Below are 12,851 nucleotides of genomic sequence, written 5' to 3' on the forward strand. Positions count from 1 at the left end.
TGTTTTTATTTTAAATTAATCCCTTAGAAATTTTAAGTATTTTAAACTTTTAATTCTAAGGGCATTCATATTTTTATAAACTTACATATTGAGCACTTACATATCCATAACCATATCCATATTCTATTTTATGCCATCCATTTGATGTTCCTAAAACTTTTACTTTAGAACCTTTCTTAAAAGCACCTATAACTAGTGAACTTGTTGTTGCTCTTTCTCTTACATTTAGAGAACTTGCAGTTACTGTCCCTGTTCTAACTGAACTTGTACTTGAATTTGAAGAACTTTCACTAGAAATTTTAACAAAATCAGCACTTATATATCCATATCCATTTCCATGTTTTATTTTATGCCATCCATTTGATGTACTTATTATTTCAACTGAAGCTCCATTTCTTAAACTTCCTATTACACTATGTCCTGTTCCTGCTCCACTTCTTATATTTAATGAAGTTGCATTTACTATTCCTTTCTTAGTTGAAGTACTTGGAGCTTCTGGTGTAGATGGCTTATTTGGAGTTTCTGGATTTGATGGTGTTGTTTGTGAATCTACTTTTACATAATCAGCACTTACATATCCATATCCACTTCCATGTTTTATTTTATGCCATCCATTTGATGTACTTACTATTTGTACTTTAGCACCTCTTTTTAAACTTCCTATTACACTATGTCCTGTTCCCGCTCCACTTCTTATATTTAATGAATCAGCTGTTACTGTTCCACTCTTAGTTGAATTATTTGGATTTTCTGGTGTACTTGGAGAAGTTGGATTTGAAGGTTGTGATGATTGTGAATCTACTTTTATATAATCAGCACTTACATACCCATAACCATTTCCATACTTTATTTTATGCCATCCATTTGATGTACTTATTATTTCAACTGAAGCTCCATTTCTAAGACTTCCTATAGTTGAATAACTTGTTCCTGCCCCACTTCTTACATTTAATGATGTTGCATTTACAGTTCCTTTTTTAGTTGAAGTACTTGGAGTATTTGTTGATGGAGGTGTTTGATTTTGTGAATTTATTTTAATATAGTCAGAACTTACATAACCATAACCATTTCCATATTTTATTTTATGCCATCCATTTGATGTACTTATTATTTCAACTGAAGCTCCATTTCTAAGACTTCCTATAGTTGAATAACTTGTCCCTGCTCCACTTCTTACATTTAATGAACTTGCTGTAACAACTCCTGTTTTAACTTCTCCTTCTGGAGTACTTGGTGTTTCAGGAATTACAGGCTTATCCCCACTTCCACTTAATTTTATATTATCTTTTAAATATTTTTCTATTCCATCTGCTAATGCTTTTGCTAATTTATTTTGATATTCTGAACTACCAAGCTTTGATGCTTCTTCTGGATTACTTATAAACCCTGCTTCAAAAAGTGATGATGGCATTGAACTTTCTCTTATAACTGCAAAATTAGCTGACTTTACTCCTCTATTTACTGCTCCTGTTTCCTTTATAGCATTTTCTTGAATATTACTACTTAAAGGTCTTTCAGAAGATTTATTTACATGATAATATGTTTCTATCCCTTTTGCACTAGCACCATTAAAAGAATTTATATGAGGAGACACAAACACATCAGCTCCATAAGCATTTCCCATTTGTGTTCTTTCCCCAAGAGAAAGATACACATCTGATTCTCTACTCATTTTAACTTCTATTCCTCTTGATTGTAGAATATTTTTTAGCTTTAATGAAATTTGTAGCGTTAATTCATCTTCAAGCAATCCATTTCCACTAGCACCATTATCTGACCCACCATGACCTGGATCTATAAAAACTTTATAATAATTTCTATCTACCGAATTACTTCTAGATGTTCTAGAATAAACGGAATTACTAGGAACATAAACTTCTACTATGTGAACTTTATTTCCAATTTTATTACTTAAATAAACAGTTCCTGTTTCTTTTGGTTTAGCAATACCATTTTCATTTATCTCTATAACATTATTGTTTGACATTTCCCATCCCTTATGTTTTGAAAGGTCTAAAGTTTCACCTTTTCTTAAGGATATTCCATTTTCAACAACTACTTCATCATTACTATATTTACTGATGACTGAAACAAATTCTTTTTCTAAATTTGAATCAGCAAATGCATCTATATTTCCACTAAAAGCTGTTCCAATTGAAACTGCAATAAAAAACATTGTAGCTTTAATAATATTATTTAACCTTTTTCTATTCATAAATAATTTCCCCCATAAATCAAGCTATTAACCATTTTGTAATATTTTATTAATATTTTAATTATAATTTAGTTCGACGGCGTTTTCAATAAATTTTGTAAATTAAGTTGTTTTTATCCACAAATTTAAAGATTAATCTCTATAATTTTAACCCTTAAATTTAAACAAAGAGAGTATTAGAATTTATATAATACTCTCTAAAATATTTTATTCTCTATATTATTGCTCTTTTTATAGAAGTTTGTACTATTTTAAATAAGATAATTCCAGCAACTAAATTTATTAAAACTGCAGGAAGAACTACTGTATTAAATAGTGCTATAAATGGAGCAGGCAATCCTACTATTAAATTTGCAGAATATATAAATGTTAATCCGCTAATTAAAGTTCCTATTCCTAAAACTATTCCACACATTATAGTCATTCTCTTTTTTTCTTCTAAACTTTTCATTATTTTAAGTTTATTTAAACCATAAATTATAAATACTACAACATGAACTGTTATTATTTTATCTATCATATTTGGAACTTGCCCACCTGGAAATTTTGTTGTTAAAGCTGTAAAAATTCCTGTTATTATTCCACATACTAAAGATGTTTTATAACCTCCATTATTTAAAATTATTATTATGAATAACATTGCTAAAGCAAAATCCGGTTGCATTGGAAGTCCAAGTGCTGGTGTTATTTGATGAAGGATAGCTCCTATCCCAAGCATTAATGCATTTATTATCATTTTCTTTGTTTTTGAATCTCTCATTTTTTATTTCTCTCCTTTTAATTAAAATTATTCTTATTATTTTTTCAATGCAAATTTTTTCTCTTCACTTCATCAAAATCACCTCCTTAAAATAAAAAACGCCCTATGTAATAAAACATAGGACGAAAATTCCGCGTTGCCACCTAAATTGTGTTTTTATGTATAAAAAAACACCTCTCTTTTCAAGTACTATCATACTCTAACCTCTATAATGGGAGGTACCCAATAATTTTTACTCTCTATTTCTAGATTTCCTATTATTCCTCAAAGGTCCATTCAATAAAATTCTTCTTGCTTAGATTTCACCACCCTAAACTCTCTTTATTAAAGCTTATTTTATTTACTATTCCTTCTCTTTGGACTTTCTTTATTATTTTATTTATACTACATTATATTAAATTTATAACTTTTTGCAACAACTTTATTTTATTTTTTTAAATTTAAAGCGCTATAATCTTAAATTAAAGATTATAGCGCCTTTTATCTATTGTTCAAGTGATATTTGTAAATTTAATTTTTCAATTCTTCTGTTCATATTAGATATTTCTTCACTACTCGCACCAGACTCAACAAGTAATAAAACTTTTAAATAAAGATTTTCTCTTTCTTCAATAAGACTTTCTAACTTTCTACTCACAAAAATCATCTCCATCACTTTATGTAATCCTTTACTTAAATTATATTACAAAATGTACACATTTTTCCTAAAAATGAATTTTATTTACAAATTATTAACAAATTAAAAAGACTACTAAATTAAATTTAGTAGTCTTAGTATATGAAGTTTTTAGTAATTGTGAGCTTTTTTTAATTTACTTATATTATTTTTTAAGAAGAATTTCTATTAGCTATTTATGCCATTTAAAAATCTACTTCTGTTCCATAATAAGCACAAGTAAATAATCTTTCCATTGTCTTATCATCTATTTCTCTTGGATTTGAGCCTGTACATGCATCTAATACTGCATTTTTAGAAATAAACTCTAAATTATTTTTAAAGTCTTCCTCTTCTATTCCATATTCTTTCATAGTATGAGGAATTTCTAATTTTGTATTCATTTCATTTATTAAATTAATTAGTGAATCTGTTAATTCACTATCTGTATTACCTTCTAATTTTAGCATTCTAGCTATATCAGCATATCTGTCTTCGCAATTTTTTCTATTATATTTTATAACATATGGTAAGAATATTGCATTTGCACATCCATGAGGAATATGGAATACTGCACCTGTCTTATGTGCCATTGAATGAACAATTCCTAAAAGTGCATTTGAAAATGCCATTCCAACTAAACATTGAGCATCATGCATTTCTTCTCTAGCTTTTTCATCTCCCTCAAAAGATTTTAAAAGATTTTCAACTACCATTTTTATTCCTTTAGCTGCAAGTGGATCTGAAAAATTAGATCTAAGACTTGCTGTATATGCTTCTATTCCATGTGTTAACGCATCCATTCCAGTATGTGCAACAAGTTTCTTTGGCATTGTTTGTGCTAAATCCGGATCTACTATAGCTATATCTGGAGTTAAATTAAAATCAGCTAATGGATATTTAATTTTTTCAGTGTAATTTGTTATTACTGAGAAAGCTGTTACTTCTGTTGCTGTTCCACTTGTAGATGGAATAGCTATAAATTTAGCTTTTTGTCTAAGCTCTGGCAATCCAAAAGGAACTACTGCCTTTTCAAAAGTAAAATCTGGATACTCATAAAAAATCCACATTGCTTTTGCTGCATCTATTGGAGAACCTCCTCCCATTGCAACTATCCAATCAGGATGAAACTTTCTCATAGCTTCTGCACCTTTCATAACAGTTTCAACAGATGGGTCTGGTTCAACACCTTCAAAAATTTCTACTTCAATACCTGCTTCTTTTAAGTAAGATTCTACTTTGTCTAAGAATCCAAATCTTTTCATTGAACCCCCACCAACAACTACAAATGCCTTCTTCCCTTTTATACTTTTCAAAACCTCTAATGATCCTTTTCCGTGGTATAAATCTCTTGGTAAAGTAAAACGTGCCATAAGCTAACTCCCTTCAAATTAAAGTTTAATTTTCTTATATAGTTTGTGTAATTTTTATTTACTTATTATCTTACTCCACTCTATAATCACTTATTTTTGTAATTTATTAACTTTATTTCTATTTTATTGTAACACATTTATTATTTATTGTATATGTTTTCAAAAAATTTTTTATTTTAATTTTTATACTAAAATCTGATTTATTATTAATTAAGAATATAATTTTTTATTTATTATGAATATTAATCATAATACATATATAACAAAAAAATCCTTAGATGTTTCCACCTAAAGATTTTAATCTTAATATCTATTTTTATTTTTCATTTCTCTTTCAATGTCTCTTTTATGAGCTTTTTCAAGCATTGAATCTCTCTTATCATAATTTTTCTTACCCTTACAAACTCCAAGCGCAACCTTTACTTTACCCTCTTTTAAATAAAGAGAAAGTGGTATAAGTGTAAGACCTTCTCTTGATACAAGCCCTGCAAGTCTTCCAATCTCTTGTTTGTGAAGAAGTAACTTTCTATCTCTAAGAGGATCAACATTAAATATATTTCCTTGCTCATATGGACTTACATGCATTCCTCTTATAAAAACTTCTCCATCTCTAATATCTGCATAACAATCTTTAAGATTTGCTCTACCATTTCTTATTGATTTAACTTCTGTACCAACTAAAGCAAGTCCTGCCTCTATTGTTTCTTCTATAAAATAATCATGTCTAGCTTTTCTATTTTCTGCTAATGAATTTGAATTCTTTTTTCTAGCCATTTAATTCACCTACTTATCTCTGCTCTTTTAACTTATCTAAAATTATAATATATGTTACTGCTATTTACAACAATTTGCCTATTTTAATCATTTACGCTAAACTATTTAATTTTTTAATTCCAATAAGCAAGATAGAAAATCTATTCTTTCTAATTAAAAAAATCTATAATGTTCTTTTTATTTATATCTTCATTATTCTAATAAATTCTGCCTATACAATTAATATTATCTTTTCAATTTTCTATCTAATTTATTTTCTATCTTAATAGAACTTAAAAGCTGCCTCAAAAACAGTTAACTACCACTTTGAGACAGCTTTTATTTTATTCTTCTGTTTTACCTAATTCTTTAGACTCTACTATTTCTTTATCTAATCCTTTAAACTCTTGTTTAACATCTAAGATTCTATCTATAAGCTCTTTTGCAGTTTCTTCTACAGCTTCTTCTTCATTTTCATCTGTAGCAAGTTCAAAATAAATTTCTCTGTTATCTATATCAACTCTGCTACATTTTACTTTTACGCTATCTCCAAGTCTATAGATTCTTTTTGTTCTTTCTCCAATAAGTGAAAGATGATCCTCATCATATACATAATAATCATCTTCAAGAGATGTAATATGCACAAGACCTTCTATAGTACTTGGTAACTCTACAAACATACCAAATGAAGTTACTGATGAAACTATTCCTTCAAATTCTTCACCTATTCTATCTAGCATATATTCTGCTTTCTTTAAATCATCAACTTCTCTTTCAGCTTCTACAGCTAATTTTTCTCTATCTGATGATTGTTTAGAAGCATATTCAACAATTCCTTTAAGCTTAGAAATTCTTTTTCCTTCTAATTTTCCATTTAAGTTTTCTTTTATAATTCTGTGTATTTGAAGATCAGGATATCTTCTAATTGGTGATGTAAAGTGACAATAATATTTAGCTGCAAGTCCAAAGTGACCTACACATTCAGGTGAATATTTAGCTTTCATCATACTTCTAAGCATAAGAGTACTTACTACAGTTTCTTCACTCTTACCTTTAACTTTTTCTAATATTTCTTGCATCATTTTTGGATGTATTTCAGCATTAGTTCTCATTGGATAACCTAAGTTATATACAAACTCTTTAAATCTTGATAATTTTTCTTCATCTGGATCTTCGTGAATTCTGTATACGAAAGGTAGGTTTTGCCAATACATATCTTCAGCTATTGTTTCATTACATACAAGCATAAATTCTTCTATCATTCTATTTGATATTTCTCTTGGATAAGGTTTTACATCAATTGGTTTACCCATTTTATCAAGAGTTATCTTAGCTTCTGGGAATTCAAAATCTATTGAACCTCTTTTCATTCTTCTCTTATTTAATATAAGTGCAAGCTCTTCCATTGCTAAGAAATCATCATAAAGATAATCATATTTTTTGATTAACTCTTCATCTTTATCTTTAAGAATTTTAGTTACATCTGTATATGTCATTCTTTCATTTGTTCGTATTATACTTTCATGTATTTCATGTGCAATAACTTTTCCTTTTTTATCTATAGTCATAACACAACTTAATGTAAGTCTATCTACTTTTGGATTAAGTGAACAAATTCCATTTGAAAGTTTTTTAGGAAGCATTGGTATAACTCTATCTATTAAATAAACTGATGTAGCTCTATTTAAAGCCTCTTTATCTAAAGGATTTTTTTCTCTTACATAATGAGAAACATCTGCTATATGAACTCCTAATTTAAACTTTCCATCTTCTAGTCTTTCAATAGATACAGCATCATCTAAGTCTTTAGCATCCTCACCATCTATTGTAACCATATTCCAATCTCTGAAATCAGTTCTTCTCTTATATTCTTTTTCATCTATTTCTTCTGGGATACTATCTGCAAAGCTTAGAACTTTTTGTGGAAACTCTTCTGGTAATCCATGTTTTTTAATTATAGTAAGAATATCAAGACCTTTATCACCTTTCTTACCTAAAACTTCTGAAATATACCCTTCAGGACTTCTTCTTCCCTCTGGCCATTTAGTTACTTCTACAATTACAATATCTCCAGATTTTGCACCATTTCTATCTTTCTTTGAAATAAATATGTCTTGAGTAAGTCTTGTATCTTCTGGGACTACAAAACCAAAATTTCTACTATCTTCGTATTCACCAATTATTCTAGTGTTTACTCTTTCTATTATAGAAACTACTTCTCCTTCTCTTTTTCTTATTCCACCTCTATCTTCTTTAGTAACCTGTACAATTACTTTATCTCCATTCATAGCTCCATTTAAAAGAGAACCAGCTATAAAAACATCTTTTTCTCCTTCTCTTTCTGGAATAAGAAAACCAAAGCCTTTAGCATGTGCTTGTATTTTTCCTCTTACATATCCAAACTTTTCTGGAAGTGCAAACTTGTCTTTATCATTTTTCATAACAAGTCCTTCATTTTCCATATCTCTTAAAACATTTTTAAAAGCCTTAAACTCTTCTTTTTTTATATCAAATATTCTTGATAAAGAGCTAATATCCATTGGTCTATATGCATCTTCACCCATAAAGGCTAATAATGTATCTTTAATCCCCATATTTGTTCCTCCATACTTTTGTCTATATTATTAGTATATTCCTATTAATTTCTTTTACTATTATAATTGACAAATTTCCATTAATTTATTCTTTATTGTATTATAGCATAATATGCCTATTTTTTTACCATAGTTATCCTAAACACTTTTTTTATTTATAAAAAAGACTATGTGCTAGTTAACTATAAGTTAATAGCACATAGTCTTTGCATAAAATAATTCTTTATAATACCCTTTATACCATAGTTTATTGATTGATCACCCACCGACGATTAAAATAGATTAACACCCCTATACCTCTATTTTAATTATGAAACTTACTATCTATTAGCAAATTTCTTTGTAAAGTTCACTTTTTACCTCTTAAACTACTTTATCTAAATGATTTATCTATTCTAACAGTATTTCTAACTTATAAAAGTTAGTTGAGCCACCATTTATATAGACTAAATCATAGATGTCCACTAAAAAAACACATTTTCCTTATTAATTAGATTATTTCTTTTATAAAATATATTGAAATAATTATATACTTTAATTAATTCTTTATTTCGTGAATTTCTTTCAGTAACAATATTATATTAACATAAAATTCATATTTTGTTTATAGTTTTTGCGAAATTTATGAAATTTGTATATAAAAAGTTAATTTAATAAAAATATGCTAATTAAATTTAATTTAATTAGCATATCTTTAAGTAATTTGTTTTTTGGAGTGTATAAATAAATTTTAGATATAGCTTATTTAAATAAAATTCCACCAAATTGTACTATTAAAGGTGCAAAAACTAGTGATACTATTGTCATCAATTTTATTAATATATTCATTGATGGTCCTGATGTATCTTTAAATGGATCTCCAACAGTATCTCCAACAACACCAGCTTTATGCGCATCACTTCCTTTTCCACCATATTCTCCGCTTTCAATATATTTTTTAGCATTATCCCAAGCTCCACCTGAATTTGACATCATAATTGCAAGCATAACTCCAGTTACAACCCCACCAGCTATAAGTCCTGCTAAGGCCTCAGCTCCTAAAAGTATTCCAACTATTATAGGTGCTAAAACTGCTATTACTCCTGGAAGTATCATTTCTTTTAATGCTGCTTTTGTTGATATTTCAACGCATCTTGCATAATCAGGTTTTTCTTTTCCTTCTAATATTCCTGGTTTTTCTCTAAATTGTTTTCTTACCTCTTCTACCATCTCTCCTGCTGCTTTCCCTACTGATTCCATAGTTAAAGCTCCAAATAAAAATGGTAACATTCCTCCAATTAAAACTCCTACAAGAGTTAATGGATTTAAAAGATTTATACTTTCAAGATTTACTGACTGAGTATATGATGCAAAAAGTGCAAGAGCTGTAAGTGCAGCTGAGCCAATTGCAAAACCTTTTCCAATTGCTGCTGTAGTATTTCCTACTGAATCTAATTTATCTGTAATTTCTCTAACCTCTTTTTGAAGTTCACTCATTTCAGCTATTCCTCCAGCATTATCTGCAATAGGGCCATAAGCATCAACAGCTACTGTTATAGCAGTTGTAGATAACATTCCAACTGCTGATAAAGCTATACTATAAAGTCCTATCATACTATCTTCCATTCCTCCACAGCCTATATAAGAAATTATTATTCCTATAACTATCAATATAATTGGTAAAACTGTAGATTTCATTCCAACTGCCAATCCCTCAATAATATTAGTTGCAGCTCCTGTTTCACATTCTTTCGCAATTTTTTTTACAAATTTATAATCTGAAGATGTATATATTTCTGTTATTTTCCCTATAGCTATTCCTACTATAACTCCTACAACTACTGGTATAAAAAGAGTTAAACTATCAAATAAATATTTACAAGCTCCACTAGCTAATACAAGAGCTAAAATTCCTGCAACTGTAGTTCCATTGTTAAGAGCTTTTTGAGGTTTTTCTCCTTTATATGCTTTAACAATTAAAATTCCAATTAAAGATGAAATTATCCCAAGTGCTGAAAGTACTAGTGGATATATAAGTGCATTATTTCCTATTGAAACTGCTACAAAACTTCCAAGAGTTATAGCTGATATAATTGAGCCAACATAAGATTCAAAAAGGTCTGCTCCCATTCCAGCTACATCTCCTACATTATCTCCTACATTATCTGCAATAACTGCTGGATTTCTTGGATCATCTTCTGGTATTCCTGCTTCAACCTTTCCAACAAGGTCTGCTCCAACATCAGCAGCTTTAGTATAAATTCCTCCACCTACTCTTGCAAAAAGTGCAATAGATGACGCTCCAAGACCAAATCCTGTAATATATTCAATATTAAAATTAAAAATATAAACTAAAATTGTAATTCCTAGTATTCCAAGACCAACTACACATAATCCCATTACAGAGCCACCAGAAAAAGCAATTCCCAAAGCTTCTTTTATTCCAGTTTTCGCTGCATTAGCTGTTCTTACATTTGCTTTTACAGCTGTTTTCATACCAATATAACCAGCTGCCATAGAAAATAAAGCACCAACTAAAAATGCACATGCTGCTTGAATACTTAAAAAAATTCCCATAAATATAAATAAAACAATAATAAATATTGAAAGATATTTATATTCTTTTTTTAAAAATGCCATAGCTCCTTCTGAAATAGCATTTGCTATTTCTTTCATTTTTTCATTTCCAACTTTCTCTTTTGTTATTTTTTTAGCTAATATGCTTAGAAAGATAAGCGAAATAATACCACAAATTAATGGTAAAATTAAAAGTTCCATTTTGTCACCTCATTTTATCCTATATACTTATCTTTACTCTATACTTACTATAACTGTGATAAATTTATACCTTATTTTAATTATAAATAAAAAAACTACATTAAATTTAATTAATGTAGTTTACAAATAGTATGTGGTGATATCCCACGCTTATAATAGATGTAATCCTAATACTGATAATGCAAATATTATCATAGCTATCATTGTTATTCTAGCTAATATAACTTCTTTAGTTCTTGCTTTATTCTTTGAAAAGAAAGTATCATTATTACTTCCTTGAATAAGACCACTTAATGCATCTGATTTACTTGGTTGCATTAAAACAGTAACAATAACTATTATTCCAGTTAAAACTACTAGAATCGTTAATAAAGTTTGCATGGGAACACCTCCTATATTAAATCCTCTGTTTTTTCATATTGTTAACCTATTTAGTATATCACACCTTTTTATTTTTTTCCATATTTCATAATTTTATTTATATCCATTTATTTTTAATTATTCTTTATTTTAGAATTTTTCTAAAAACAAATACCTCATAAAAGAAATTATATTATAAATTCTTTATGAGGCATTTATTTATATATTACATTTTATATTATTCATTTTAAAGTATATTTTTATTTGAGTTTCCCAATACTTAGCTTTCTTTTTATTTATTTTTCTTATATGCTTTAAAAATGTGCCTAGCACATTTAATCTATTTAACTTTTTCATTAAATGCCTTGGAAAATCTACTTTTCTTGTATAACATCCTTTAGGATCAATCATTCTTAACTCTAATTTATCATTTACATATATATCCCTACATCTAGTATCTAATTTTTTAAACTTTAATTTTCTAAATTCCTCTAATAGCAAATATATTTTTTTAGACATCTCCTCATCTAATCCGTTTCTTTTTATGTATTTATCTAATCGTTCACCTTCAACTTTTTCTCTTATTATATAAAGGTTACCATGGAAATATATTTTAGGAAAATATTTAGATTTCTTAGTTTTCTTTAATGTATTAGCTTCCATGTCACATATTTTTTTATCAACAAATATTTTTATTATCTTATTTCCTGGTAGTTCATATACAATTCCATTGTTACCTTGTCCTAAATAAACACTATTTTTAAATAGTTCTTCTGTCTTTTTATCAAAATTCACAGAGTAATCATAATTTTTTTTCATACTACCACCTTATTTATTTTTCTTTTAATATTATATTATTAAGATTTTATTATAATGTGAATATATTTCATTTTATCTATATAATTTCGATTTTATATGATATAATGGTAATGTAAATGATTACTTTTTTTTTTTGATACAGCATTATTTATAATAAGAGAGGTAATACATATGAGTTTTAAATTAAAATTTAATTTCAAAATTTATAATAAAACAAATAGTTATTTAAAAGATTTAAAAATAGTAGACGAAGAGGGCTTATTACATAATCCTACATTAAATAAACTAGATAAAAAAAATTTTAATAATTTACAAGAAGTATATATGCATCTATATAAGCCTGAAAAAATATATTTAAAATTTTCAGACGAACATGGAATTGAAAGAAAACTTCTTATTTTTAAAAACATAAAAGAAATATTAAAATTAAACTATGAAATAATAATTGAAAAAGATGAAAAAGAAAATTATAATGCAAAAGTGGCGTAAGTATAAAAACGATTAAATTTTATTTAATCGTTTTCTTTTATATTCAAATATGTTAACTTTATATTTTCACTACAAT

Annotated in this window: 10 protein-coding genes and 1 other annotated feature; of the genes, 1 reads left to right on the forward strand and 9 read right to left on the reverse strand. The window is 27.6% G+C overall.

What is annotated here, in order from left to right:
- Positions 1-73: 73 nt before the first annotated feature.
- The 9 genes from CLTHE_RS08270 to CLTHE_RS08305 all read right to left on the reverse strand — a co-directional run bounded on the left by CLTHE_RS08270 (position 74) and on the right by CLTHE_RS08305 (position 12,286).
- Positions 74-2,215, reverse strand: a complete 2,142-nt coding sequence (locus CLTHE_RS08270) for an N-acetylmuramoyl-L-alanine amidase (protein WP_080022839.1) — start codon at positions 2,213-2,215, stop codon at positions 74-76.
- Positions 2,216-2,429: 214 nt separating this feature from the next.
- Entirely contained in the window at positions 2,430-2,975 is a 546-nt protein-coding gene (locus CLTHE_RS08275; RefSeq protein ID WP_080022840.1) for a tryptophan transporter, read from the reverse strand.
- 115 nt (positions 2,976-3,090) lie between these two features.
- Positions 3,091-3,341, reverse strand: a binding site (T-box leader).
- A gap of 118 nt (positions 3,342-3,459) precedes the next feature.
- The gene (locus CLTHE_RS16705; protein WP_158082689.1) at positions 3,460-3,612 is read right to left on the reverse strand and encodes a hypothetical protein; all 153 of its coding nucleotides are present in this window, start codon (positions 3,610-3,612) and stop codon (positions 3,460-3,462) included.
- Positions 3,613-3,836: 224 nt separating this feature from the next.
- Positions 3,837-5,003: an iron-containing alcohol dehydrogenase gene (locus CLTHE_RS08280; RefSeq protein WP_080022841.1), complete on the reverse strand. Its 1,167-nt coding sequence runs from the start codon at positions 5,001-5,003 to the stop codon at positions 3,837-3,839.
- 303 nt (positions 5,004-5,306) lie between these two features.
- Entirely contained in the window at positions 5,307-5,777 is a 471-nt protein-coding gene (gene smpB, locus CLTHE_RS08285) for an SsrA-binding protein SmpB (RefSeq protein ID WP_002598305.1), read from the reverse strand.
- Between the two features lie 323 nt (positions 5,778-6,100).
- Positions 6,101-8,350 carry a ribonuclease R gene (gene rnr, locus CLTHE_RS08290; RefSeq protein ID WP_080022842.1) on the reverse strand — a complete coding sequence of 750 codons (2,250 nt, stop codon included), beginning with the start codon at positions 8,348-8,350 and terminating at the stop codon, positions 6,101-6,103.
- A 741-nt stretch (positions 8,351-9,091) separates the two neighbouring features.
- Complete coding sequence (locus CLTHE_RS08295) at positions 9,092-11,107, reverse strand: sodium-translocating pyrophosphatase (protein WP_080022843.1); 2,016 nt, start codon at positions 11,105-11,107, stop codon at positions 9,092-9,094.
- Positions 11,108-11,257: 150 nt separating this feature from the next.
- Entirely contained in the window at positions 11,258-11,488 is a 231-nt protein-coding gene (gene secG / locus CLTHE_RS08300; RefSeq protein WP_002598309.1) for a preprotein translocase subunit SecG, read from the reverse strand.
- Between the two features lie 198 nt (positions 11,489-11,686).
- Positions 11,687-12,286, reverse strand: coding sequence for a hypothetical protein (locus tag CLTHE_RS08305; protein WP_002598310.1), 600 nt, complete (start codon positions 12,284-12,286; stop codon positions 11,687-11,689).
- Positions 12,287-12,457: 171 nt separating this feature from the next.
- Here CLTHE_RS08305 and CLTHE_RS08310 point away from each other — a divergent pair, with 171 nt between their 5' ends.
- Positions 12,458-12,775: a hypothetical protein gene (locus tag CLTHE_RS08310; RefSeq protein WP_080022844.1), complete on the forward strand. Its 318-nt coding sequence runs from the start codon at positions 12,458-12,460 to the stop codon at positions 12,773-12,775.
- The last annotated feature ends 76 nt before the right edge of the window (positions 12,776-12,851 follow it).

This window comes from Clostridium thermobutyricum DSM 4928, assembly GCF_002050515.1.
GTDB classification, from domain to species: domain Bacteria; phylum Bacillota; class Clostridia; order Clostridiales; family Clostridiaceae; genus Clostridium; species Clostridium thermobutyricum.